At 41.2% G+C, this 26,954-nt stretch carries 21 protein-coding genes and 1 pseudogene; 18 read left to right on the top strand and 4 right to left on the bottom strand.

The window, feature by feature from the left end:
* Positions 1 to 394 precede the first annotated feature (394 nt).
* The 13 genes from L4D12_RS23280 (at position 395) to tssG (ending at position 15,954) form a co-directional block, all read left to right on the top strand.
* Positions 395 to 913 (top strand): Hcp family type VI secretion system effector, encoded by a 519-nt coding sequence (locus tag L4D12_RS23280; protein ID WP_428450219.1) that lies wholly within the window; start codon positions 395 to 397, stop codon positions 911 to 913.
* A gap of 72 nt (positions 914 to 985) precedes the next feature.
* Complete coding sequence (locus L4D12_RS23275; protein WP_428450218.1) at positions 986 to 3,064, top strand: type VI secretion system Vgr family protein; 2,079 nt, start codon at positions 986 to 988, stop codon at positions 3,062 to 3,064.
* A complete protein-coding gene (locus tag L4D12_RS23270; protein WP_428450217.1) occupies positions 3,064 to 3,549 on the top strand; it encodes a hypothetical protein in 486 nt (161 codons plus the stop codon). Before L4D12_RS23275 ends, L4D12_RS23270 begins: the two co-directional genes overlap by 1 nt.
* A gap of 24 nt (positions 3,550 to 3,573) precedes the next feature.
* A complete protein-coding gene (locus tag L4D12_RS23265; protein ID WP_428450216.1) occupies positions 3,574 to 4,893 on the top strand; it encodes a hypothetical protein in 1,320 nt (439 codons plus the stop codon).
* The gene (locus tag L4D12_RS23260; RefSeq protein ID WP_428450215.1) at positions 4,874 to 5,866 is read left to right on the top strand and encodes a DUF2169 family type VI secretion system accessory protein; all 993 of its coding nucleotides are present in this window, start codon (positions 4,874 to 4,876) and stop codon (positions 5,864 to 5,866) included. Before L4D12_RS23265 ends, L4D12_RS23260 begins: the two co-directional genes overlap by 20 nt.
* Positions 5,859 to 6,803 carry a hypothetical protein gene (locus L4D12_RS23255; RefSeq protein WP_428450214.1) on the top strand — a complete coding sequence of 315 codons (945 nt, stop codon included), beginning with the start codon at positions 5,859 to 5,861 and terminating at the stop codon, positions 6,801 to 6,803. The genes L4D12_RS23260 and L4D12_RS23255 overlap by 8 nt, the downstream gene beginning before the upstream one ends.
* A 342-nt stretch (positions 6,804 to 7,145) precedes the next feature.
* Entirely contained in the window at positions 7,146 to 9,137 is a 1,992-nt protein-coding gene (locus tag L4D12_RS23250) for a serine/threonine protein kinase (RefSeq protein ID WP_428450213.1), read from the top strand.
* Between the two features lie 2 nt (positions 9,138 to 9,139).
* On the top strand, positions 9,140 to 10,708 hold the full coding sequence (tssA, locus tag L4D12_RS23245) for a type VI secretion system protein TssA (protein WP_428450212.1): 1,569 nt from the start codon (positions 9,140 to 9,142) through the stop codon (positions 10,706 to 10,708).
* Positions 10,709 to 10,738: 30 nt separating this feature from the next.
* Positions 10,739 to 11,245 (top strand): type VI secretion system contractile sheath small subunit, encoded by a 507-nt coding sequence (tssB, locus tag L4D12_RS23240; protein ID WP_428450211.1) that lies wholly within the window; start codon positions 10,739 to 10,741, stop codon positions 11,243 to 11,245.
* 8 nt (positions 11,246 to 11,253) lie between these two features.
* Positions 11,254 to 12,729: a type VI secretion system contractile sheath large subunit gene (gene tssC, locus L4D12_RS23235; protein ID WP_428450210.1), complete on the top strand. Its 1,476-nt coding sequence runs from the start codon at positions 11,254 to 11,256 to the stop codon at positions 12,727 to 12,729.
* Between the two features lie 60 nt (positions 12,730 to 12,789).
* Positions 12,790 to 13,200 carry a type VI secretion system baseplate subunit TssE gene (gene tssE / locus L4D12_RS23230; protein WP_428450209.1) on the top strand — a complete coding sequence of 137 codons (411 nt, stop codon included), beginning with the start codon at positions 12,790 to 12,792 and terminating at the stop codon, positions 13,198 to 13,200.
* Positions 13,201 to 13,210: 10 nt separating this feature from the next.
* On the top strand, positions 13,211 to 14,959 hold the full coding sequence (tssF, locus tag L4D12_RS23225; RefSeq protein WP_428450208.1) for a type VI secretion system baseplate subunit TssF: 1,749 nt from the start codon (positions 13,211 to 13,213) through the stop codon (positions 14,957 to 14,959).
* Positions 14,956 to 15,954, top strand: coding sequence for a type VI secretion system baseplate subunit TssG (gene tssG / locus L4D12_RS23220; protein WP_428450207.1), 999 nt, complete (start codon positions 14,956 to 14,958; stop codon positions 15,952 to 15,954). Before tssF ends, tssG begins: the two co-directional genes overlap by 4 nt.
* A gap of 39 nt (positions 15,955 to 15,993) precedes the next feature.
* On the opposite strand, the gene L4D12_RS23215 is transcribed toward tssG, so the two are convergent.
* The 3 genes from L4D12_RS23215 to L4D12_RS23205 are packed head-to-tail and all read right to left on the bottom strand — an operon-like array spanning position 15,994 to position 21,223.
* The gene (locus L4D12_RS23215) at positions 15,994 to 16,446 is read right to left on the bottom strand and encodes an Lrp/AsnC family transcriptional regulator (protein WP_428450206.1); all 453 of its coding nucleotides are present in this window, start codon (positions 16,444 to 16,446) and stop codon (positions 15,994 to 15,996) included.
* 31 nt (positions 16,447 to 16,477) lie between these two features.
* Positions 16,478 to 19,867: a type VI secretion system membrane subunit TssM gene (gene tssM / locus L4D12_RS23210; RefSeq protein WP_428450205.1), complete on the bottom strand. Its 3,390-nt coding sequence runs from the start codon at positions 19,865 to 19,867 to the stop codon at positions 16,478 to 16,480.
* Between the two features lie 36 nt (positions 19,868 to 19,903).
* On the bottom strand, positions 19,904 to 21,223 hold the full coding sequence (locus L4D12_RS23205) for a type VI secretion system ImpA family N-terminal domain-containing protein (protein WP_428450204.1): 1,320 nt from the start codon (positions 21,221 to 21,223) through the stop codon (positions 19,904 to 19,906).
* Positions 21,224 to 21,823: 600 nt separating this feature from the next.
* Between L4D12_RS23205 and L4D12_RS23200 the strand changes: the two genes are divergently transcribed.
* Genes L4D12_RS23200 through icmH form a run of 5 tightly spaced genes read left to right on the top strand, consistent with a single transcriptional unit; the run spans position 21,824 to position 26,532 of the window.
* Complete coding sequence (locus L4D12_RS23200) at positions 21,824 to 22,426, top strand: hypothetical protein (protein WP_428450203.1); 603 nt, start codon at positions 21,824 to 21,826, stop codon at positions 22,424 to 22,426.
* Between the two features lie 9 nt (positions 22,427 to 22,435).
* Positions 22,436 to 23,914 carry a type VI secretion system-associated FHA domain protein gene (locus L4D12_RS23195; RefSeq protein ID WP_428450202.1) on the top strand — a complete coding sequence of 493 codons (1,479 nt, stop codon included), beginning with the start codon at positions 22,436 to 22,438 and terminating at the stop codon, positions 23,912 to 23,914.
* On the top strand, positions 23,907 to 24,407 hold the full coding sequence (gene tssJ / locus L4D12_RS23190) for a type VI secretion system lipoprotein TssJ (protein WP_428450201.1): 501 nt from the start codon (positions 23,907 to 23,909) through the stop codon (positions 24,405 to 24,407). The genes L4D12_RS23195 and tssJ overlap by 8 nt, the downstream gene beginning before the upstream one ends.
* Before the next feature lie 11 nt (positions 24,408 to 24,418).
* Positions 24,419 to 25,744: a type VI secretion system baseplate subunit TssK gene (gene tssK / locus L4D12_RS23185; RefSeq protein WP_428450200.1), complete on the top strand. Its 1,326-nt coding sequence runs from the start codon at positions 24,419 to 24,421 to the stop codon at positions 25,742 to 25,744.
* Positions 25,741 to 26,532 carry a type IVB secretion system protein IcmH/DotU gene (icmH, locus tag L4D12_RS23180; RefSeq protein WP_428450199.1) on the top strand — a complete coding sequence of 264 codons (792 nt, stop codon included), beginning with the start codon at positions 25,741 to 25,743 and terminating at the stop codon, positions 26,530 to 26,532. The genes tssK and icmH overlap by 4 nt, the downstream gene beginning before the upstream one ends.
* A gap of 258 nt (positions 26,533 to 26,790) precedes the next feature.
* Here icmH and L4D12_RS23175 read toward each other — a convergent pair.
* Positions 26,791 to 26,954 (bottom strand): annotated as a pseudogene (locus L4D12_RS23175) (IS3 family transposase); the annotation flags it as partial.

Here is a 26,954-nt window from a genome sequence, read left to right as displayed (position 1 = left end):
ATCTAATTTTTTTTTATGATATTTTCACTACGATTTATTGGTTAAATTGAAACCGCGTTTAGTGTCATTGCTTGAGATATTAATGATAGGGTTGTTATTGTGAATTAGTTTATGGTTTAAATGGCTAAAGTGGCAGTGTTATTGACTTTATTTTTACGTTTCAAAATGGTCATTTTGACTTTATAGACGAGAAACAATTTATTAAGATAAAAACCTAACTTCTTGGTTTTTTATACAATAAGTTGTACTTGGTAAATTATTAGTTATCATTGATTGACTGTAAGCTGATGTTTTTATTATGATTTAAAAGTTGGCACGGAGTTTGTATATAGTAGGTTGTCGCGGTGATAAGCGATTTGGTTATTAAACAATTAGATATAAAAAGGAAATATAGATGCCAACTCCAGCATATATGTCAATCAAAGGCGAAACTCAAGGTCATATTACTAAAGATACTTACACTGCAGACTCTGTAGGTAATACATGGCAAGAAGCTCACGTTGACGAATTCCTAGTTCAAGAACTGGATCACGTTCTCACTGTTCCTCGTGACCCACAAAGTGGTCAGCCAACAGGTCAGCGTGTACACCGCCCTGTTATTGTAACTAAAGTTCAAGACCGTTCGTCTCCACTATTATTCAATGCGCTTGTTTCTGGTGAGAAACTGCCTGAGTGTGTGATTCGCTTTTACCGTACTTCTGTACAAGGCAAGCAAGAGCATTATTACTCAATCAAACTTATTGATGCGCTTCTAGTAGATATCCAAACTCGTATGAACCACTGCCAAGACGCAGCAACTGCTGACCGTGTTGTAGAAGAAGTTCTAAAGCTTACTTACCGTGCAATTGAAGTAACTCACGAAAACTGTGGTACAGCGGGTAACGACGACTGGCGTGCTCCACGCGAAGCATAATTGCTTTTTGCGTAAAGATTCAGGGCCAACTTTTGTTGGCCCTAGTTCCATTATTTGTATCAGGTGAAAGATATGGTGAGTGACGTAGAATTTAAATTTGAAGTGCCTGGATGTGGGCATGAATTTCGGGTCGAGAGCTTTCAGGTTATTGAAGAACTCTCTAAGCCTTTTTGCATCAGTCTCTCATTACTTTCACTTGATCCTGATATCTCATTTGATTCTTTAATTCGCCAAGCAGGTACGCTGACTCTGTATGGTCAGGGTGTGAGTGCCGGACGCTGCTTTAATGGCGTCGTCAATGAAGTTCGCTATCTTGGTTCTGGTCGCCGTTTTTCAAGATATCAATTGATGCTTGTGCCACAAGCTTGGTTTTTATCGCAACGTCAAGATTGCAGAATTTTTCAGCAAAAATCAGCTTCTGACATCATTAGCGAAGTGCTTGATGATGGTGCAGTGACAGATTACCGCTTCGAACTTTCGGGTATGTATCCGCCTAAAGAATATGTGCTCCAATATCGCGAAACGGATCTTCATTTCGTACAGCGCATGATGGCTGAACATGGTATGTGGTACTACTTTGACCATACTGACTCAAATCACACTATGGTGATTGTTGATAGCAATGATGCGATCGCGCCATTGAATAGCACGCTACTTAATGCGTCTTACTTAGGGCCTATTGTTTATCATTCTGATGGTGGTGGTGTGGCTGATCGTGAGCACATTACTGATCTAGAGTTGGTCAACAGGGTCAGAACTGGTCAAGTGACCTATACCGACTACAACTACGAACAACCAAAGATCCCTCAGCAAATGACCAGTACGGGTGATCTTGATCAAGACCTTAAGCAATTCGATTATCCTGGACGTTATGTGGACCCCGTAATGGGGCAGGTAAGAACCAATGAATGGATGTCTGAATATGTTGTTGGCAATCACCAAGTAGAAGCCAGTAGCGATGTGATGCGTTTTGCTTCTGGGTACAGCTTTAGCATTAGTGAGCATCCACGCTCTGAAATCAATCGTGATTACATTATGTTGGCAGTCACGCACAATGGGCATGATCCTCAAGTTCACGAAGATGAAACGAGTGGTATGCCGACCACTTATCATAATCAGTTTTCTTGTATTCCACGTAGCGTCGAATATAGAGCGCCCAAGTTAGTCGCTCCTGTTGTTGATGGCCCACAAACTGCCGTTGTAGTTGGTCCTGCTGGTGAAGAACTTTACACCGATAAGTTGGGCCGAATAAAGGTTCAATTTCACTGGGATAGATACGGCGAGAATGACGAACATTCAAGCTGTTGGATTCGTGTAAGCCAGTCGATGGCTGCGCCCACATGGGGCGCTGTCTACCTTCCGAGAATTGGTCATGAAGTTGTCGTTACTTTCCTTGAGGGTGACCCAGATAGGCCTTTGGTGACGGGGGCGGTTTATAACGGTTTGCACTTTCCCCCATACTCATTACCTGAGAATAAAACGCGTACCACGTTCCGTACTCAGACTCACAAAGGTACGGGCTATAACGAGTTGAGCTTTGAGGATGAAGCAAACCAGGAAGAGGTCTATATCCACGCGCAAAAGGATATGTCGACGAAGGTGCTGAATAATCGCTACCGCGATATTGGCCAAGACGAATTCTTAACAGTAGCGCGTCACCAGACGAATGATGTTCGCGGCGATCACAAAGAAACGATAGAGGGGCACAAAACAACGCAAGTAAACAGCACCTTCACCGAAACGGTAGAGAAGGATGTGTCGGTTACTTACAACGCCAATGAAACTCAGCATGTAAAGAATAATTCCGAACTGGATATTGGCGACAATCGCACCACTAAGATTGGTAAAAATGATGACATAGACGTTGGTGAAAATAGTAACTTAACCGTTGGTGCATCAAAAAGCTCAGATATCGGTGCAGATGATAACCAAAACGTAGGGGGTAATTTGACCGTGTCGGTTAAAGGCAATACCTCTTACAAAGCTGATGGGGCGACACAAATTATCAGCGGCGATAAGATCGTTTTGAAAGCCGGTGGTTCGTCTCTCGTGATGAATAGTGATGGCTCAATCAAACTCACCGGTTCTGCAATCACAATTGAAGGCAGCGACAAAGTGATAGTGAAAGGTGGCAAAGTAGCGATTAACTAATGATGGAAAACAAAATCTTTATTACAGAAACCATCACAGAACAGCAAGCCGAACGAATGGCTTGCTTTTCGCGTTTTGGAACGATTATATCGGTCAATGAATCATCGGACAGTGTCCGGATTGATTTTGAAGGTAACCCTTTTCAACAACCCATTACAGCAAGGTTAGGACGAGCTTTTAGGCGGTCTGAATTGCAGTTGGCCATCGATAATCATTTGAGTTGTCGAATTGAGTTTTTGAATGCTGATTTGAGTTTACCTCTTGTTACCGACATTCTCTTTTCTATTCTTGATGAATCCGATGAGTTGGTTTTGAGAGCGAAAAAGATGGTCATTGAAACCGAGCAAGAATTGATTGTTAAAAGTGGAGAAACAGAAACGCGTTACAGTGGTCGTGATGGGCGAATCACGACGAAAGCGAAATATGTCACTTCACAAGCGGAGAAAGCGCAAAAGATTCAAGGCGGAACGATAGCAATCAATTGATTGTGTTTAAAATTGGATGAATAGATGCGACAAAGAGTAGGTGTCGAGCACCTGAAAGCCCCCCTTACAAATCAACATATTGAGAGTGCATTGGCGCATGCTGAAAACGCCATCAATGCGTTAGCTCAATTGCCCTCAACGTGGCTGACATTTAGCAATGAAAAGTTGTTACAGGCTTCAGAGTGTTTGGGGTTTCTTCTTCGGCAAAGGGTTCAGTTACATAAGCGTGGCTATCCAAGCCGTGAACTAGAATATCTAAAGTTAATAGAGCGTCAGATAGGTGAGTTAAAGCAGGTTTACTTGTCTTTCTATCGTCTTGCCCCGGGTTTGATCCATAAGCATAAATCAGAAGAGCCAGAAATATACGCTTGGCTCATGTTACAAAAGGAACTGGGTTCAGAAATTGACAATCTATTATGTGGGTTAGCCACTCTCGATGAACTCGAACCTGCGACTGCGATGGTGATTGCAGCGCAATCTCCAGTGGATAATCTTGATAACTTTTTAGCGGAACTGATTGATGGTCAAACTAAGTTTAGCGTGCTGTATTTTGAGTATTTACGGATACGTCAAACTTTAAGCGTTGCCCTCGTTAAACGTTGGCTTAGGGCTGGAGTAATCAAGCCTCAATTAGCATTCCCTACGCTGGCTCTACAAGGCGTTGAAGAAGGCATTGAGTGGATTAATGACAATGGGCAGGGTGATCAATACCTATTTGAACGTCTGATTACTAAGCGCGATAGAGGAATGTGGTTTCGTCAGTATTTTGGTGTCGAGATGGATGACGTATCTTCCACTCAAGCTATCACGTTTGCAAAACTGCTTGAGCTTAACGAGTTCATGGTATTCGATATTGAATCCCCATTAGCCCCAATCGATTTTATGTTGACCGGGGATTGGAAAGTTGTTCCCGAAATTTTGCTGCATTTAGAACACCTTGATGAGCATGACGGCGACATGTGGCTTAAGGCTCTTTATGTGGTTTACGGCTCACTGTTGCCGGTGTCCCCTCAAGACCTTGGTGTCGAATTCGAATGGGGAGAAGCCGTTGACTTACTCAAAGACTGGGTAAAACAAGATAAACATGTTCAAAACCTACCAAGCCGACTTGGATATGCGTTGAGTTTTGAATCAACCTTGATTGCGATGCAAGACCCAAATATTGACGTACTGTTTCGTACTTGGTTATGGCGACAGCTGTGTATCCATTCTCATGTTTATATCCCTTGGGATATGGCAATGCCCATACATCAGCAAGAGTGGAACTTCAGAAATCTAAAGGCAACGCCTTCTGTGAGTGAACGATTTAATTTAAGGAGTCACAATGCAGTTGTGGGACATTGAAGCGCATCCTGAACTCTCGTTAAAGGGGCGATTTCAACGCGATGAAAATGGCGATGAAGTGTGGGTGATTGTTGGTAAACGGAGTTGGCAGTTAGAGGCCTCCCACTGGCATGAATTGGAAGAAAGTGAGATTTTTGACGACCCTCAATATCTGGGTGATGCGGGTTTTTCAGCAATGAAAACCGATCACGAATTTGCTTGCTCAAAAAAAAATACAGATATTTTGATTTTTGGAAAGGCAAGAAGCTATGCCAAAAAGCCTGTTGTATATCAAGAATGTCGCTTACTCATTGATGGACATATCGATAAAACCCTAGCAATCCATGGTGAGCGAGTTTGGGTTGAACATGGCGGAAGCATTACTCTGAGTAACCCCGTGCCATTTATTGAGAAAGACATCGATTATTCGTGCGCTATAGGCGGCGATATGAGAAACAGAATAGGTGGTGGTATAGCTGGTTCGAATCAAGAGCTATTGGATCAAAAAGTGCCGTCTGTGTTCTATCCAAAAGAGGATTGGCGTGCCACGGGGTCAAGGTTGCGAGTGGCTGGTTTTGGTCCGATCCCTCCTTTTTTCCAATCTCGTCAGAGGCTCGCTGGTACTTTTGACGAAGGGTGGATAGATAATCGTAAACCGTTATTGCCAATCGACTTTGATAAACGATTTTATCAGAGCGCGCCTGAAGACCAACAATGCAAAGGCTATTTGATAGGTGGAGAACGTTTAATGATGAGTGGTTTTTGTCATAACGATACGATTTCATTTCGGATCCCTAAAGAGAAATACGTGGCTATCGCGACATTTAGAAATGAAAGCTACCAAGCAGATATGTCGATTTATACCATTTTTATCGATTCAGAAACAAAAACACTCTCAATCAGTTATACCGCATCATTTCCATGCCAAGGGATGGAAGATTTATTAGTATTAACGTCAGTTACGAATCAACTAGGGGAGCTTGAGCATGCATAATTCCACTGGGCGTTATGTACTTGGTATGGAGATTGTAACGCCAACCGGTATGAATGTAGACATTGCGACTTCAGTGGCTCATGCTGACTTAGGCAGATTTAATCAATTGTTGTCTGATGATGGATTAGAGCGTTTTACGTATTCAAAAATTGAATACACCCAAGCAGAGTCGTTATTTGAAAAGAGCTGCGAGATTTCGAGCTACTTGATTGACTCATTACTAAAACAGCTACCACGGTCGTTGAAACCGATTCCCCTTCTCATTGCGGTACCGAAAGACGTATCATTGGTTAAAATGCAAGAATGGCTCGGAGAAAGTCAATATTCTCCGTTTATGTCTAATATTGAAGCGGTGCATGCGAGCGGGCCAAGCTTTGTTCTGCAAGCCATAAAATCATTGGATAAATACGATGCTCTTATGTGCGTATCTCTGGATTCGCTCGTGGAATCAATGATGAGCTTTGTTAATAAAGGTATGGTGATGAGTACGAGAAACCCTTGGGGGATCATACCAAGTGAGGGGGGGGCTGGGATGATTCTTTGCCGTAAAAACATAATCGAGACGTTAAAACTGAAACCAAAAGCAGAATTGGGTTACATCGACTCAGTGCTGGGCAGTTCAGATAGAAGAGCGATGTATCGCTTGGTTCAACGAGCGAGCAAGCATCTAGAGTATTTCGGCGAGGTATATTCGGATATGTCTAATCTTCGATCCAATACAGAAGATTATGGATTTGCTTTGGGTGCAAGAGCAGAGCGCTTTAAAAACCCACAACAGCCTCATATTATCAATGAACTATGGGGCACTATGGGCAGTTCATCCGCTCTAGCATTAATCGCGTTTGCTGCTCGTAATCATGATTTTAATCACGCAGCTTCGTTATTAATGTTTGATATTAAGGGTGATAAAGCATTTTTGCAGTTGTTGGCATGTTAGTTGACATTGCTATCTATCCCCCAAAAATGCCCTTGAAAGGGATCGCCATCCCTTCAGCCCTTTCCCTAGAATGAATGCGTTGAGCTTACTTTTAATCCTAGATCTTGAGGTTGCTTGGGTATAATCCATCATGAATAAAGTGTCATATTACTGATTGAGTAATAACTGCATTAAAAACGGAGGAAGCCTGTTAGTCAAAGCGTAAGTCAAAGAGTCTAATAACTTAGTAATAATAACTAAAGTGATAGGCTTACTGTTCGTTTTAAATACCAGCCTTGAAACAAGTATGTCGAAGCAAATACTATCTAATCTAATAATATTTGTTTGATGAAAGAGCGCGACGTGTCTGATAAGCAGGAAGCAACCAAGGGATATATTGATCAATTGGTTGTTAAGGCCATTGAAAAAAAGAAACAGGTTGAGCAGAGATTGGCGAATAAAAATAAGCCTAAGCTTGAGTATGTTCTTTTTTCACAATTTGATGTGCTTGACACTTTGGCATCAAAAAATGGTAGAACAACTGTTTATCATCTAGCCAAAAAAGGCAATTCAGGAAAACAAATTTGTTGCAAAGTTGTCAATGACGATGCGCCAAATATCGCCAATAAAATGCTGATTAACGAAGCCAGCCGATTGGAAATATCCCAACATCCGAGTGTCGCTGAATTTATTAAGATCGGTACAGAATTTGAACGTCCATATTTGATGTATGAATGGATTCAGGGCGAATCTCTTGCAGAGAAAATGGCGCGTCATTCGACAAAAAGTTTCCGCCACGACCACATTGCATGGTTGGTATATCAATTAGCGGGTGCACTGGAGTTTATGCATACAAGAGGTATTTGCCATCTTGATATCAAACCTTCCAATGTGTTGGTCAGTGAAGATGATTACGTCAAATTGATCGATTTTGGCGCCGCACGCTATATTGGCGAGTCTGAATCCCATGCGGAAGCGAGTTTGAGCTATGCTTCACCTCTTTATTTAGAAACTGGCACCACTGAACCGCAGGACGATGTGTATTCATTGGCACTGTTGACGGGGCATCTCTTTTTGGGGGCTATTTTCGGTGATACTTGGCATAAACAGTTGAAAGATCGCAGACGTCCTGGATTGATTCCTAACTATATTTGGAAATTACTCAAAGAAGTGATCAACAATCCGCGAGGACATGGCTATTCGGCGATTTCTTTTGCGCAACAACTGGCTTGTATTGATACGCAATCTATTGATTCTCAATCAAATGCGCCTATCTTCAGCAAACTTCGTAATGCAGACTTAGTGTTAACACATCGCAAGCCACAAGATAAGTATCGCTATGGGCGTTTCAAGATCTTAGAGGCAAGTTTGGTGGTCAGTGTTGCAGTGATCACGGGAAGCTATGTATACAATCAGAATCAGCCAGAGTGGAAGTCTATCGTCCAACCAGAACGAACGCCTAGCGAGTTAGTTAGCACGATTAAACCCGCGCAAACCGCGTCATTCTTGGCACAAGCCCCCAGGGATATTGAGCTTGCACTTAATGATATGGAACAGAATGTAGTGAGTACGGCTCCTTATCGAGAAGCGTATCAAGTTCAGCAAGCGAATTTAGCTAAGCGGTATAAGGATAATCAGGCCGAATTAGAGTCTTATCAAGCGTTAGTCGATGAACTGCCTAAGACCTTGAAGAGTATGAGGCAAGATTTAGTGACTCTGAAAGAAAAGTTAATTCATAACGGCACATTACCCCCTTATGCAGAAAAGGCTCTGACGGCTGTGATGTCGGGGTTAAATACCGCATCAGCCTCTTCTCTAAAGCTTTCAGTTTTGGCTGGAAGTAAAGAACAGCAGTTAGTTAATTTGATCCTAGAGGGTGAGCCGACGCTGGCTGATAACGAACTTAAAGCAGCTTGGTTACTGAATCAATCTGCAGCGTACTTCTATAGCCAAGTATTACCAAGCAAGGTTCTCGTTAATATTAACGAGTCCATCGAAAGGAATGCTAAAGAACACTATTACACCAAAGCGATTGATGAAGCTGAGGCGGCCAAAGCATTTTTTGGCAGTACGCCTGAGCTCACAAAAAAAATCAGCGAATTAACAGTGGCAAGAAGCATGTTTATCTTATTTAGTACGGTTACAGAACAATCAATTTTTGATAAGCAAAAGTTACATGACGCTTTGGTGGATCTTGAAAGTAATGCGCCTAAGAAATTTAACGAGATCACTGAGCTTTTGAAGAGCATGGCTTCTAACGCAATTGATAAAAGTTATCAGCTCTCTAAGCCTGCACGTGGAGCTATCACAGTAGAACGCGCGCTTAAGGATTATTTGACAGAAGGTCGAGGTTAATTATGCCCGTCATTGATATCGAACGACTACTGACTCCGATTTCTGACTCAGCGCCTGCTGGTGAAGATGCCCGGTACGAGTTTTGCTACGAAATGATGGAAGCCGAAATTAAAAAGTTTGGCTCTCTATTCGGGGAAACTGTTGATTGGAGCGTAGTCAAGGTTCATTCCATTGAAGTATTAGAGCTGCATAGCAAAGATCTGAAAGCCCTTTGCTACCTGACGCGTGCTTTGACTGAAGATAGTGGTCTACAAGGTTTTCAATCAGGCTTAAAACTGATCAATGAAGTGCTTATTCGCTATGGTTCAGATCTCTACCCGACGAGAAAACGGGGTAGGGATGGTGCCGTTGAGTGGTTAAATCATCAGTTCAAACTGGTGAGCAATAAGCTAGCTGAGGAGCCTCAATCGTGGGAGGTCGTCTCGGATTGCATCAATACTATTGAAGAAGTTCAGCGCCAGTTTGACAGTGTATTCCAGGACTCTGAAGCGAGCTTTTTTGATATTCGAACGCAGCTCAATGTACTCTCACAACAAGCCGCAGTTGATAGCGAACCGCAAGTCACTGAATTAGAAAAACCTTGTGAAACGGTGGAACAAAGTCTGCCGATGACATCAGTGGCTGCCGATCCTGTGGAAGAGACAAAAGTTGTTTCGTCTAAGTCTGTTGTGCCAAGTAAACCTGTATCTAAAAAGACAGTGGTAAAAGAAGTCGATATTGATACCGATTTTACCTCACCTGCTGCATCAAAGCGTACATTGAAAAAAGTCGCAGAGGTGATGATTTATTCGGACCCGTGTAGTCCACTTTCTTATCGTATCTACCGGCATCTAACTTGGTATGACATTGATGGGTTGCCTGACCATCAAAACAATGAAACACCGTTGAGCTTGGCTGTCTCTTCTGACCAGCAGGCTGAATATCGAGACAAAGCCACCCAAAATAGTGACATTGACACCATCAAGCGTCTCGAGCGTACCTTGACCGATGCACCCTTTTGGTTAACTGGGCATTATTTCGTGTACTCGATGCTAAGCAATCTTGGTTTCGATGATGCGGCCGCCGCAGTAAAACAAGAAGTGGGCCATTTTGTTCGCTCTCTCGAGGGTATCGAACACCTCACATTTAAGAATTCTATACCATTTGCAGATGAAGCGACGCTGAATTGGTTGTCTACCGATGTTGCTGATTCATCGAGATCTCAACCGGTCATTCAATCGGTTGTTATCGCCGAAGAAGACTCATCGCTGATGGAAGATATCACCCTGGATAACTTGGGTGAACGTGCAGCACAACTTGCCCGCAAACTTGAACTTGATAGCTCGGGGCGGGGGCAGTTTATGTTGTATTTGCAATTGATAGCTGCTTACCAGTCTGTTGGGTTATTTCCTTTATGTTTACCTTATCTTGAAAAAGGTTGGGATGTTTATAATGAATTTAACCTGGCTTGTTGGGAACCCCATTTGTCGTCGCAATTGGAAAGCCTTATTCGAAAAACACTCCGAGAGTTATATCGAACGAAGGATCTTCTTCCTGCGAAATACGAAGAGTGGACAGCAATTTATGACTAGTTATATATAGAGTTAGATAAGGAACTAATTATGTCACGTGATGGCTCGGTGGCTCCTAAAGAGCGAATTAATATCCGTTATGTTCCAGCAACAGGTGATACGCAAGCAGACGTAGAACTGCCGCTGAGTATGATGGTTGTTGGTGATTTCACTGCTCGCGCGGATGAAACCCCAATTGAAGAACGTACTCCTGTAAATATCAACAAGGACAACTTTAACGAAGTTCTTGAGGGTTTTGCGCCGAACATTAAAGCGAATGTAGCAAATCGCCTATCTGACGAAGAGGGTGCGCAATTTGGTGTTGATTTGACATTCAAAAACATGAAGGACTTCTCACCAGACGCGATTGCGCGCAGCGTTCCTGAACTGAACAGTTTGCTAGAACTTCGTGAAGCTTTGGTCGCTCTTAAAGGTCCTCTTGGTAATGTACCAGCGTTTCGCAAGAAGATTGCTGCTGTCCTCCAAGATGAAGACGCGCGAAAGAAACTTTTGGATGAACTAAGTCTTGGTGAAGACCAAGATGCGAAAGAAGATTAAGGGATACCATGTCGGCAGAAGCACAAGCGCCAGCACAAGAAGCAGCTTTAGTAGAGTCAGGTTCACTTCTAGATAGCATTCTTAATGAAACACGTTTAAAGCCAAGTGATGAAGGTTTCGATGTGGCGAAACGTGGCGTTGAAGCATTCATCAGTGAGCTACTAAGCAGTTCCAATGTAGAGAAAATTGATCAGTCTCTTGTTGATTTAATGATTTCTGAAATCGATCAGAAACTGTCTACACAAGTGGATGCGATTCTTCATAACGAAGAGGTTCAAGCTATTGAATCAACTTGGCGTGGTCTTAAGTACTTAGTTGATCACACTAATTTTAGAGAAAACATTCAGATTGAACTTATCTCAGCAAAGAAAGATGAGGTACTGGATGATTTTGAAGATGCACCAGAAGTCGTTAAATCTGGTTTGTACAAGCAGATCTACACACGAGAATATGGTCAATTTGGCGGTAAACCCGTTGGTGCGGTAATTTGTGATTACCAACTGTCGGCCTCGTCGCCAGATGTCAAGCTGATGGAGTACATGGGTAATGTGGGTGCAATGTCTCACGCACCATTTATTACATCGGCATCGTCACGGTTCTTTGGTCTGGACAGCTATGAAGAGCTTCCAAATCTAAAAGATTTGAAGTCAGTATTTGAAGGCCCTCAATATACTAAATGGCGTGGTTTCCGAGAGCACGAGGACGCGCGTTATGTTGGTCTTTGTACTTCTCGCTTTATGCTGAGAACACCTTACTCTGTAGAAAATAACCCGATCAAAGCCTTTGACTACGATGAGCAAGTCACAGACAGCCATGATAATTTCCTATGGGGTAGCTCTGCGTACGCGTTGGCGTCGAAAATTAGTGAGTCTTTTGCTAAGTACCGTTGGTGTCCAAATATCATTGGTCCTCAGAGTGGTGGTACGGTATTTGATCTGCCGGTTTATAACTTTGAAGCGATGGGTCAGATAGAGACAAAAATTCCAACTGAGATATTAGTCTCTGACCGTCGTGAGTACGAGTTGGCTGAAGAGGGTTTTATCGCACTAACTATGCGTAAAGGTTCAGATAATGCAGCCTTCTTCTCTGCAAACTCGGTACAAAAACCAAAAGTGTTTGCGAATACGCCTGAAGGCAAACAAGCTGAGATGAATTACAAGTTGGGTACACAGTTACCTTACATGTTTATTATCAACCGCCTTGCTCACTATATTAAAGTGCTGCAACGTGAGCAGATTGGCTCTTGGAAAGAACGTTCTGATTTAGAGATCGAACTGAATAAATGGATTCGTCAGTACGTTTCTGATCAGGAAAACCCGCCAGCAGAAGTTCGTGGTCGTCGTCCTCTGCGTGCTGCAAAAGTGGAAGTATCTGACGTAGAAGGTGATCCAGGTTGGTACAAGGTATCAATGTCAGTACGTCCTCATTTCAAGTACATGGGGGCGAGCTTTGATTTGTCACTGGTTGGCAAGCTAGATCAATAATCTGTTACTTATAGTGTCAAGCAGCCAGTGAAGACTGGCTGCTTTTTCGTAGGTCCTAAAATGGAAAAAGGTTATCGTCTTTTAGAGCGAATTGAATTGGGTGAACCTAAAAATTGTTATGAGAAAGTTGTTTCTCACAAACACCTCATTGAATCGATTCATCTTCACCTCGCTGACTTGCTCAATACTCACTCGGGTAATGCCATGATTGATAGCGAGTATGGCTTGCCAGATTTCAATGATGTTTTATCCAATAACACTAATCTAGTTCGCCATATTCAAAAAAATATCACATCAACCATAGAACGCTTTGAACCCCGACTACTCAATGTCGAGGTCCACTACCGTGAAGATCATCATAACCCTCTTCAATTGGGCTTTGGAATTCGCGGAAAAGTTTCACATAACGGCGGTAAAGTTCCAATGTCGATAGATGTTTATATGGGAACTGACGGTCAATTTAACGTTTAGTAGGTGCCACTTGAGTAACAGTAAGTACTTTCAAGATGAACTCACGTATCTTCGTGAGTCGGGTAGTGAGTTCGCAAAATATCATCCGAAGCTAACCCACTTTCTCGCTGAAGGAACCTTTGATCCAGACGTTGAACGACTGCTTGAAGGTTTTGCATTTCTTACCGGTAGAATTCGCGAAAAGATTGATGATGAGCTGCCTGAGCTGACTCAATCGTTGATGACGCTGCTTTGGCCGCATTACATGCGTTCAATACCATCTCTTTGCATAAGTGAGTTGAAGCCGCATACGGGAAGTTTTACTGAAAAAATGGTGGTAAAACGTGGTGCAGAAATGGCCAGTGAGCAAGTTGAAGGAACACAATGCTTGTTTAGAACGTGTTATGACGTAGATCTGTACCCTATATCTATTAGTAATATCGAGCAAACCAATAGCCGCACCAATTCGACCATTGAAATAACGCTTGCAACGGAGCATGGTTTAGAGCTGTCGCGGATAGGTCTAGATACATTACGTCTACATCTACATGGTGAAATTCATATTACCAGAACTGTTTTTTTATGGTTATTTAGATATTTAGATCATATCGAGCTTGATGTCGGAGGTGGTTACAAACATAAATTAGGCCCTGACTTCGTAAAACCGGTCGGCTACGAAGAAGATCAAGCATTGTTACCTTATAGCAAGAATTCATTTTCAGGATACCGCTTATTACAAGAGTTTTTTTCACTGCCCGATAAGTTTATGTTTTTTGACATTGAAGGGCTGGAGTGGTTAAAAGGTATCCCGCAAAGAAGTACGGTTAAGATTACATTCCACTTTACACGAGCACTTCCTTCTGAAGTGGTGTTGAAGGACAAACATTTAAGGCTACATTGTACGCCAGCGGTAAATTTGTTTGAAAAAGATGGCGACCCGATACGTTTAGAGCATCGCCGAAATGAATACAAAGTTCGTCCGCAGAGTAATAGCCAAGAACACTATGAAGTGTATTCGATCAATCAGGTCGAAAGTTGGAGCAAAAACGAACGTCGCCGTAAATCTCTCATTGAGTTTGAATCGTTTGAACATCAAATTAATCAAAGAGACAAGCGTGACTTTTATAAGTCCAAAGTGGCTGAGAGAGTTAGCGGACGAGGACTTGAACGCTATATTTCGTTTCATACACATAATGGTGACATCGCTGATTTGGGCTCAGAAACTGTCTTGATGAAATTATTGTGCAGTAATGCGGATCTTGCTGAACGACTGTCAGTGGGTGATATCATTTATACAACTCACAAATCACCGACCTACGCGACATTCAAAAATATAACCAAACCGACTCAGTCGGTGAGCCCCCAAGTAAATGGGGAACTGCAGTGGCAATTGATTGCCAACATGTCGTTAAATTATTTGTCTCTCGCAAATATTGACGTGTTGAAAGTATTGCTATCAACCTATGACTTCCATTCTCGTGTTGATAGGCAAGCGCATCGAACATTAATACATAGGCTCGATGGTATTATTTCTTCCGAAATGAAGCCTATTGATCGTGTGTTCAGAGGTGTATCGGTACGAGGTAATCAATTTAGGTTGGTGACAAACTCTACATTTTTTGTCAATGAAGGCGATATGTTCCTCATGGCAAACGTGTTGAATGAGTTCATTCGACTCTATTCAAGTGTTAACTCATTTACTGAGCTCGAAGTTTTAGACGAGGCGTGCGGTGAGGTTTATTACTGGGCAAGCTTAATTGGGCAGCAAACGATTTTATGATAAACATATTATCTGACAACTCGAATGAATTTAGTTTTTATCAAGCAGTTTCATTGCTGGAAAAGCACTATCAACTGTACTCTGCATCAAATTTTGTCGCTGTAGGGAAAAGTAAATATTTCTTTCAAGAACGCATCGAATTTAGTGTTTCACCCAAGCTATGTTTTCCGAAAAGTGATATGGACTTTATTGTTCATATGGAAAAGAATGGACAGCAATATACAAGGATCGAAACAAATTTCCTCGGTCTGCATGGAGCAAGCTCGCCTCTCCCTGCATCTTATATCGAAAAATTAGCGGGACGAGATCCTGATGACAACCCAGTAAAAGATTTCTTTGATTTCTTCCACAACCGATACACGAGCTTGCTGTATCGAGTTTGGAAAAAATATCGTTATCATGTTCAGTACCAAAGTGGAGCGAGCGATGCATTCTCAAGCCGAATGCTGCATTTGGCTGGATTATCGAATGTGATGCAAGATTGTGATGTAGCTGAACTAGATAGGGCAAAAATCCTTTCTTATGTAAATCAACTCTCAACACGCACGCGATCACCGAAGCTTATCTCTGGTATTGTTTCTCACTACTTTTCATTGCCGAGTGTCAGGATTGAAGAGTGGGTCTACAGAAAAGTAAAAATTGCAGAGTGCCAGCGAAATAAGTTAAACCGTTCGAACTGTATCCTCGGGCAGGATCTGCATCTTGGGCAGAACATTGCAGACCTTAATGGCAAGTTTAATCTCTGCATTGATAATATAGATTTTGTTACCTTCAAGCAGTTTTCATACGGTGGTGATTTACATAAAACGCTTGTTGGCTTAATGAGGTTTATATTGCGTGATCCGATGGCTTGGGATCTGAAACTGGCAGTGAATGTGGATACAATACCTGAAAATAAACTTGGTCAGGGGCAAAGTAATAACCTAGGGCAGACATTTTGGCTTGGGCATCCTAGCAATAAAGACGCAAAGATAAAAGTAATTGGTAGTGTATAAAATAGCCGCTCTATTGAGCGGCTTTATTACTTGGATACATTAACGACTTATAGGCTGATGCAGTACAACGGTAGTATTTAAGTCGCGGATGCCATTAAAAGACTCAATCTCATTGCATAGATGATGAATGGCTTGTAAGTCTGGCGCCTCGATGAGAGAGATAATATCGTAGTTACCGCCTACGACACTCGTTAAGCGTACCTCTGGAATTTCTTTAAGGGCATTTGTTACTTCATTTTTTTTGCCTTTTTCACAAGAGATAAGCAGGTAGCTTGCCGCTTTTCGCTCTTCATTGCCTATACGTATTTGGGCTGTATAGCCTTTGATAATACCGGTTTTTTCTAATCTATTTATTCTCTCTGCAACCGCGGTGCGAGATAAGCCAATGTTGCGAGACAGGTTCGCAATGGATTCTCGGCCATTCGATAATAGACATGATAGGATTTTACGATCTAACTTGTCTAACCCTTGTAAATTCATGCTTGAAATCATGTGCTTTGCCTATATTGTTTTTATTTTGTTTTTAAATTGACTCTGGAAGCGTGAAGTTAAACAGTTCAGCTAGAGTAAATGGGTTTTTTTGTGTCAATGGCGTTATGCGTAAGCTTAAATCTCTACCAGACACTTTTATATCGCTGACGAAGCTGCCATCATGAGTGTTTGTCAAGATCGATTCACCTAGCAATCGATATATGGCCCATTGGCCACTTTTATTTAAAACGTGCTGTTTCCCTTCATCGGTTACATCTTGAATCGTTATACTAATGTTGAAGTCGCCATTTCGTGGTGGCCACTGTAGCTCGCGAATTCGGCTTGGGCCGTGATAGTAGCTAATGTTTGAGTCAGCAATTTTTAAGCTGGCCCTGATGGCACTAGAATCAAGATCTAATACTTTAACGCTGAAAGGAATATTTACTCTGTTGGTACTCTTGTTAATTAGGGTGTCTCTAATTACATTGTAATTTCGTAACTGAACCAAAATAGCAGGTGAAAGCGGCATAATCTCGCCATCAACCTGTTTAGGCGCCCATAAGTTTGTATCGTAAAACGGTGCGAAATTCTTTTGAATGAATGAGTCTAATAAGCCACCTGAGGCGAAAAGTAATTCAAAGTCTTCAATAGAAATTTCTTCTGTTGCAGTTAAGTCGAAAGGGTACTTCCCTAGGCCAATTTCTTTGAATTTGCTATAGATCTCACTGTACCACTGGGTTTGTATTCCTCGAGCTGATTCAGTAATCATCACAGACCAACTTTGATTCACAACTTCCAGTAGCCAACTTCTCACTGGTTCTGGTGATTTTTGTGCTATTTGCTTTAGCTTAATCAACGGGTCCGCTTCTGTACTACTCATTCGGTTCTGAGCGGCTGCCAGCGCGGCCATCTGAGGATCGGGTGCGTCAGCAATGTCTTTCATGTAGGTGCGAACACGGCTTAATGCTGCGATAGTTTCATCCCAGGGGGTAGGGGAGTTTGATGTTTCGCTTACCTGAAGTTGATTCAGTAGATGAAAAGCTTGTTCTACACGTTTCATCAGTAAATAGTCAGGTTGAACGACTTCTTCTGCAATCTCTGAGGCCGAATTTGCCACTTCAAGTAGTTTGGGGTTTACTTGCGATATCAGCGCATTTTTGTCACCAATAGGAGAAAATTGCGTGTTGGCATAGACTTGTTTCAGTACAGTTGTCATCGGTGATGAAGGGCCAGAAATAAGATCAATAGCGTTAGTCAAATCACCGACGTTATCATAGTGTTGTACTTTGAGTTCACTTAATGCGTTTCTCCAATAACTAATGTAATCATCTGTATATTTTTTACGGACTAAGTCTTTAAACGCATCTTGTTCTGGTTTTGTTGGGATCACATGATTCGATAGTCCAAGCACCCAGTTGTCGCTGATGACTTGTTGTGACATCAAATCGACATGCGGACGATAGAAAGTACTAAAGCCTGTAGATGTGTAGATTTTGTCAATGATTAATCTACTGTTATCTAATGGTGCGCTGAACACGTTATTAAACTCAAAACCAACCGCGCGTTGGATGTCGAGTGTACCGAGATCGATAGCACCTGCTTGGTTCAAAATACCAGCATAAACAAGGTCAACATTAGACTTAGAAAGCAGAGAACGTCTCGTTGCGCGAACGATATCCATGTTGATATCAACAGGTGCAAACTGCGTTCGGAAATAAGCATCTAAATATTGCATTGCTTTATTCACGACTTCTGGTTGGGTGTTTAAAGCATTTAGCATTTGTAACGTCTGGTGCCGTAAAAATTTGATATCTCGTTTTGAAGGGTCATTGAGCATCAGATAACCCTTTAACAAACGTAACGAATGGTTGACGTTATTTTGGTTTTTAGTTAACTGAATTCTGTAGCCTTTTTCAATAATAGGCATAAGTTGTTGGGAAACTTCATTCAGAAGTGCCTCGTAGGCGATTTTTGTACTTTGATCTAATTTACTAATGTTAAGCGTCAGAAATTCGTTATCGAGCGCTTCAGCACCACTAAACCATGCATTGTATGAGGGCTGTACAATAGTAGTCGCATTTAATAGTAGTTTATGAAAATCTGCTTGCAGTTCATCCTTGGTCTTGCTGTCGATACTCAGTAACTGGTTAATGACGCGAAGGTTACTATCAAGCGTTGTTATGAAGAAATAACCACCGCCTACGAGTAACACAACAGAAACAAGCATAGCCAAATAACTTTGTCTTTGGATAAGTCGAAGGTAGGTTTTGTTTTCACCAGCGAAATCGCTCTCAGGTAAAATCTGAGAGTCCATCAGAAATCTTGAAAAGTATGGCGTTTCTGTCAGTTGTGTGTGTTCTGATGCAATGATTGGCAAGTTGAAATAGTTACTACAACTTTTGGCTAATAAGTTGTATTTGCGTCCACCTTGCAAGCTAGAGTAGAAAAAAATCTCTCTAATATCGAGTGAATAGGAACCATTATTCACTTCACAAAGTCGTTCTAAAATATAACTAATTTCAGACTGACAAAGCTCAAATTGTTTAGGAAAGGAGAGAATAGCCTGTTTTTCGTCAACGTTATTGGAATTGGCTGAAGAATCTAAGGCATTACTCTCCAATACTTTTACAAGATTATGATAACTATCTCGGTAGTATTCTGTGATGACCCCTTTTGCTTCCTTTAAAGGGATAGAAAGGAACTCGACACGAGTTTTTAACGAGCTGAAGTGCATGTATTCTTTGAAGCCGTCTAGCTTGTCTAGTTTCGACATCATCAAATAGAGAGGTAGAGCAGACGAGGTTTTTTGACTGATGGACTTCAGGCGTTGCAATAAAGCTGTAATCGTGTAATCTTTTTGCTCTGGCTCTGTAACAATCAAAAACTCAAAGTCAATAAAAAACAAACAACCTGCAAATGGTTTTCTTGGACGATAGCGAATCACTTCTTCAATGAATGTGTTCCATAGAGAGGCGTCACTACTAGATACTTCTTGGAAGGTAAGGCGTTGGTCAGGCTTTATGTAGACAGCATTGTTCGATTCATACCACTCAAAAAAATCATTTTTGGCCGAGCGAGTCCGATCCATTGGTTTTATTGCGCCTGAATTGTACAAGAATAACTCTCTTCCTGCCCCTTTATTACCAATCATCAAGTAAATTGGCTTTTTACCTGCATTAGAAAGAAGAGGTCTGATCACCATAGACAGCGCATCTTCTTCGGTTTCTAACCTTTGTGCTTTGTAATTGTTCTTTTTCTTGAACCACAATGTGACTTGAAAAATGAGGTAGAAAGCAGTAATTACACCTAATCCTAGCCAAAGGTAGAGTTTATTGGTTATTTCTAATCCGTATAAATATACAGCAGTAAATATCACTGCAAATACAAGCGCCATTATGGTGGAAACTACAATAGGATTTCGGATTATTTTTTGTTTGAACATAAGCCTATAACTTCTATTTGTGTTATTTGTTATTTGTTATTTGTTATTTGTTGTCGTCGTTTGTAGCTGATTTAATTTATATAGGTAGGTGTTCAGTAAAAAGAGAGCACGATCAATTTCTTTTTGCTGTGTGTGTTTTTCTACATATTCAATTCGTCCTAGAAGTGGAAATAATGAATTGCTGTATTCATAGGCTTTTGTTGAGTCTTTGCCAAAATTTTGAGTCGCAACATTGGCAAACACGGTTCGAGCGTTGGTAAAGCGGTTATATATGGAATTGTACTCAGATTCGAAATGAGAACGTTGATCTAAAAAATTCTTACGAAGTTGCAGAGCTGATGATGAATCAGGATAGATCTCTGTCAGATTATAAGTAAGTTTATCGAGAGCATCTATATTGCTGACTTTTTCAGGATCTAGATTCCAATCTGTCATCAGAACATCAAGGCGTTCAATCATCGATGTTCTAAGTGAATCAATGTGGCTTTCATTGTTAGAACTTATTGAATCAAAAATTAATTTCAAGCTTGGTAATGAAGCGGTTTCAATTTGTTCTTTGAGTGAATGATATTGTTGCTGCTTGTAGATAAAGAATGATGTGAAAGCTAAAATGAGTAAGCCAACCATCGAGTAGATGACCATCTTACTGGACTTCTTCGCTACAGGTTCTTGGTGTTTTGGATTAACGGCTGACGTTGATTTCAGCATTGCAGAAGGCGTTGTAATGTCAACGGTGATAGCCGGCTGTGATGGGGGTGTACCTAACATAGGCTTTGTTTTTTTTTCGTGCGGTATATTTTTTATTTGTTGATCAAGTTCTTTTTGCTCTTCAGTCCATTGATTTAATACGCGACGAATTCGACCTAAAGATGGGGCTTTGATTCCGTAATATAAACGCAATTCCCCCTCAATTTTTAGGCAGAGTTGGTGAGCTGCCTCGATGAGTGGCTGTTCTTCAGGCAATGCTTTATGTTTTTTTATGTGCTTCTCGGTGTATTCTACCATCCATTCGATGGCACTCATTCTTGCATTGGCCTTTGAATGCTCTGGGTATGCGGAATACCAGTACACAACACAGAGGTCGAGTAGTGAGTTTAGGCCTTCTACTAGACCCTTTAAACCATCATTGTGTGTTGCTGCAACGGTGTAGTAACAGCTACAGCGAAAATCTTTACCATGGGAACTGAGGATTTTTTTTGACAAAGTTTGAATGATTTTCCATGACACGTTCCCTGTTACTTTATTTAAATTATTTATTTGACGTTTGATTTCATCGAAGTCATCTAAGCCGTTTGGGGACATTCCACACGGATTTGTTTCATCAATAGGTCGTCTTGTGAAGTCGCTGAAAAACATAATTTCATTCCAACTGAATTTATAAAAGCAACATTTTTGTCACGATATAGGTGCAATAAGGATATTAAATTTTTCGATTGATCTTATAGGCAAAAAGAATAATTTGAATCAATAATATCGATAAAAGGTATTAAATTCGACTTAATGTGACATGGATCACACTTTTCTTTGGTTGTGTCGGTTTTTTTTGGCATTCAAGTGGCCATTATGTATAACAATTAAAGCTTTTATTATTCTGATGAATGCTTTGTTGGTTGTTTTTTGATCTTTTTCCGTTGGGGAATTGAATGTAACTCTACATTGATTAAATAAAGGTAACGCTGTGTGACATGTACTTTTTTCTGTCGATTCATTGATGTTTTTTGTTTAAGATTCTATAGCTGGTGATAAAAATAGATTGAAAATTAGAACCTATGGTTAGTTTATATTCTATTTTAAATAATTGGCACCGGCTTTATGTATGTATTGCTAGTTAAATTGTTTTTTTTCGTAGGGGAATTGCCTTATTCAATGGTGATATTTTTTGGCTTATTGAAAAATATAAGATTGTTGATATCTTTTGTCACCAAGTATCACTAGAGATCTTCCTTGAGGAAATAAATGCTAAAACCAAGTCAAGTGGGGCTGTTGTCAGCCATGTGTCTGTTTTCTACTTTTGTGCTAGCAAAAGGAGAGCGATATGGTCTCTCGGTCAATATGCTAACCATCGATAGCATCAATTATGATGAAGGTTCTAGTGGGCAAAAAAACTCCCTACGTTATGGTGCTGTTCATACCCGTCCTATCGATGAAAACAACAATCGTTGGCGCTGGTGGTTCGGATTAAATTATCTTTCTGAAGATGTCGCAGCACCCAAAAATGGCGTATACCAAGAAATAACAAATATCGAGCTTCGGATTGTACCGCAGTATGCTCTAGACTCATGGGGCATTTTTACTCCTTATATCGGAGCCGGACTCTCTGCTGGCAATACGCAATATTCTAATCGTTGGAAAGTAGACAACGATGGTTATCAATATGGTTCGCAGCTGGAAGATATAAAGCAATTTGAACTTGGCGCGGTAGCGACGATCGGTACAGTGATCAAGTTAGGTAGTAATCCTGACGCACATTTACAAGTTGTCCCTCAAGCTTCCTACATTCTACCCCTTTACAACAATGGGCTGGGTGGGGTTGAGTTATCTGTTTCACTGTTATTTTAAAGGTTAGCAATGCGCTTAAATCAGCTAGTCCTACTCATTTCGAAGTGCCCAGAGGAATATATTGGCGTTAAAAATATAGAAATGCCTGACACTGGTGGGTCAATAGGGAGGGCGGCAAGTTGTACATTGTCTCTAGCCGATCACAACCGCTTTATATCCGGAACTCACTGTCTAGTTAGTGTTTATGGTGATACATATTATATTAGTGATGTTAGTACGAATGGAACTTTAGTAAATGGTAATAAAATACTAAAAAATCAGCCAGTATCCATTTGTGATGGCGACATTCTCTCTTTAGGCCAGTATGAGATTGGTATTTCACTAGAGAGGATAGCTACTGCACAAGATATTGCGGCTGATATAGCACCAGAACGTATATCTAACGACCCATTGATCAATCTTGGTGAAACGGTCATCGAGAGAGATAATCAGGGTGGTGTTCTGGAAGAGCTGTTTATGGAAACAAAGCAGGATGATGTTGACAGTCATGATCCAATTGCGCATTTAAAGTTTGCCATGCAACGAGATGATGACTATCTAATTAGGAATGAAGAAACGTCAGAACAAGCTCATTTCAATCCAATTGATAACAAGCGGCAAATTGCTGACGATAGTTTTAGCATACATTCTGAATTTGACTTACCTAATTTAATTCCTAAAGATTGGATGGCCAATGACAGCTTGAATTCAGTGCCATCAGCCCCTCAAGAAACGACTAACCCTGTATCTAAAGTGGTTTCTGATGAACAACAAAGCAATGCGATCCCTTCAGCTATTAATGATACAGAGACAACGCCTGGAATCTTAGAACAATCGACGTTTATACCTCAAACAAGTGCGGGTATAAGGTGGGAAGAAGTTACTCAACCTTTTACTCCTTCAACGCAAGATGTCACGCAAACGGGTAAGCCGAGGATCGAGACTAACGCTGACTTTTTAACGGATGAATTGAGTAAACCTTCGGAATGTGTTGAAGTAAATAACTTAAGCCAAGCTTTCTATGAGGGGCTGGGTATGACCAACCCTGATTTGGTCAGTAATGAAGTATTGCTCTTTAAACAGTTGGGAACTTGTTTGCGCTTGTGTATTGATAACCTGCAAAAGGACTTACATGAGGTGGAAGCATTAAAAGAAGAGCAAAGTATCAGTCAGCCGGAGTCAAATCTTACTGAATTGATGTTTACGCTAAACAGCCAGAATTTATTAACACCCAATGAGTTAGTTGAGCAAATGCTTGACGAATTAAATGAACACCAAGTGATTTTCAATAAGGCACTCAACGAGTTGTTAATAGAGCAATCAGAAACTAATGACCCTACAACGTTTGCCAATGACTTTTCAAGTAACAAAATATTCACAACTAAATCGAGGTTATGGGCTGAGTATTTAGCGTTTTATGCAAAAAACCGGCGGCAACTGCATGAAACTTCATTGAAAGGGCTGATTAGATCGAACTACAACAAATCAATAAAGGGAAGTCATGCGTAGTGTTGCTGTATTAATCACGTTCGCTTTACTATCTGGATGTTCTATGTGGGAGCAATTTAAAGAGTCATCAGGCATCACTCCTGAAACCTCTTCTATTGAGCTTGTGATAGAGGCATCTCCAGTACTCAATGTGCGTAATGGTGGGCAATCGTCTCCTGTCATTTTGCGCGTTCACGAATTGAGCTCTCCAGTTCTATTCCGAAGCTTGGATTTTTTTGCACTGTTTGAAAGCGATAAAGCTTCATTAGGTGATGAATATATCAAACGGTATGAATATCAAGTGCAGCCAGGTGATCAAATACACGAAATGTTAGTGCTGGATCCCGCGACAAGGGCGGTGGGTTTTTCAGTTGCTTTTCGCGATATTGATGGGTCTTCATGGCGCAAATTAGAAGTGATTGAAGAGAAGAGTGAGTATTTTTTAAGGCTCAAGTTAGAAGGCAGCGAGTTATCTTCCAATAACACTCGCGGCATTGAACAAGTTTACTTTTAAAGGATAGATACATGTCTTTATACAATCCAGTTGTTTGGCAAGATGGAATGTTCATGAAGCCGCAGCACTTTCAGCAGCTAGATCGTTCACAAAGTAAATTGTCTAGCATGTTGAGCTCAAATGCATCGCCTCTTCATTGGGGAGTCAAACGTTTAGAAATAAACTCTCAGCTATTAGCTCTTGGCAAAATCGGCATTACACGAGCAGAGGGAATACTTCAAGATCGGGTTCCTTTCGAACTGCCTCTATTGGCTGAGTTGCCGGAAGTCAAAGATGTTGACCCTTCATTCGCTGATAAAGTGGTGTACCTGTGTTGTCCATTACCTTCAGAAAGATCTGAGTTATTCGGTTCCAAGAAAGATGGCGCTCGTTATACCATGGAATCTCAAGAAGCCGTCGATGCTTGCTATGATTCTGAAGACATGGCCAATATTGTTGTAGGCAAAATGAACTTCTGTTTGATGTATGACCACGAAGACAAAAGTGCTTATACGTCGATTCCTATTTTGAAGATTTCTGAAGTGAAGTCAGATGGTAGTATTATCTTAGATGATGCTTTCATCCCAACGTGTATCGATATACATGCCTCTACTGTTTTAAGTAAGTTCGCAACTGAATTTGCCTCGATGCTTAAACACCGAGCAGAGTCAATTGTGCAACGACTTGGCGTTGTGGATCAACAAGGCGTTTCATCTGTGTCTGATTTCATGTTGCTCCAAGCATTAAATCGTTATGAACCACTATTTTGGCATTTTGCTAGTGTAGAAGGTGTACATCCAGAATCCTTGTATCGTATTCTTCTTCAGGCAGAAGGTGAATTATCAACACTCTGTTCCGCATCTCGTCGACCACTTGACTTTATCAAATATAATCATCGAGACTTAACCAGCTGTTTATCGTGTACATTAGACAGTGCGAAAATGACGTTAAGTGCCATGTCCGAACAACGCGCGTTACCATTAATGCTGAAAGACCAAAATTATGGCATCAGAACTGCTGCTATTTCGGATAGTAAGATTGTAGACAACACTACTTTCATCCTTGCTGTAAAAGCTGACGTGACGCTTGATATTCTGCATACTCAGTTTGTAAGTCAAACAAAGATTGGTTCGATTGATAATATCCGAGACCTCATTAACTTGCAGCTACCGGGTATTGAAATTAAACCAATGCCTGTCGTGCCGAGGGCACTACCTTATCATGCTGGTTATACGTACTTTGAACTTGATAAGACAGGTGAAGAGTGGGCTGCTCTTAAAAATACCGCAGCCATTGCCATTCATGTTGCTGGTGACTTTGCAAACTTATCATTGCAACTTTGGGCCGTACGTCTATGAGTTACGCAGAAACTGACGTTACCGTGGTTTTATTTCAACCCGATCCAGGTAAGCCGATGGAGGTGATGCCTGCACCGGATTTATCTCGCAATATTGCAGTACAAGACCTCAATATTGAGAGTATGGGAATAAACCCTTTGGTGGATCAATTCTCTTGGTTGATTGTAAGTTTATCTTGTATGTCATCCATACCATGGTTAGATGACCCAACGCCATTTCGTGAGCAGGTGGCTCGTGAGATCCGCAAGGGCGAACGTGAACTCAATGAAATGGAGTTGGACCGCGCTTCCATACTGGTTATTCGATACTGTTTGTGTGCCGCAATAGATGAATCAGTCTGTCGCCAAGAATGGGGGTCAAACAGCCACTGGAGCCAGAATAGTTTATTATCTGAATTTCACAATGAGACTTCCGGCGGAGATAAGTTCTTCATTATTCTTGAACGGTTAAAAGCTGATCCGAGAAAGTATCGTCATGTCATTGAGTTTCTTTATCTACTCCTACAGTTGGGTTTTAAAGGAAAGTATGGCCGAGAAGAGCGTGGTAATGAAAAACTTGCGGAAATTGGTAACACTGTATACCGCTTAGTTCGTGACGAGCGTTTAGCGGAACAAGAAAAAGTGTCTCTAGTAAACATCAAAGCCAAATATCTCAAAAAACCGCTTAAGAGGGTGATATCACCCAAGCTTATCTTAGGGTTAAGTGCTGTGACGTTTGCCATGATGTATGCCGCAACCTACATCATTATTAATTTGAAGTTTCAGCAACTTCTTGAGGTATATCATTAGATATGGAGCTTCAAAATGAGAACGTCTGCCAGCTATAAACTTAATTGTTATTTTCACTGTGTCTATTGTGGAAATCACTAGTCATTTAAAGAGATTGCAACGTGCGATCTCTTTTATTATTCACTCATTTGATATTTAATTGGATTGGTTATGGGCGTAACAGTTTGTGCTAATGGACTTAGCGTAGTTCATAAAGGCTCAGGTGGTGATAAAAAGGGCGTATCGTCCGGTACAATTGAAGCCGAAGCAGTGTAGTGGTCAACTAAAATTGGCCACGGTTTTAGAGTTTTCCCAATATAATCGTTCAGACTCATTAGGAGTTAGACCACCGTTATACTGATGTGGCCTGAGTTGGCAGTAATATCCAATGATGTAGCGAGTGATCTCTTGTTGAGCCTCAGCAAAGCTACGATAACCCACCG

The sequence above is a fragment of the Photobacterium nomapromontoriensis genome, assembly GCF_050336815.1.
Lineage (GTDB): Bacteria > Pseudomonadota > Gammaproteobacteria > Enterobacterales > Vibrionaceae > Photobacterium > Photobacterium nomapromontoriensis.
This window is presented reverse-complemented; position numbering and strand designations above follow the sequence as displayed.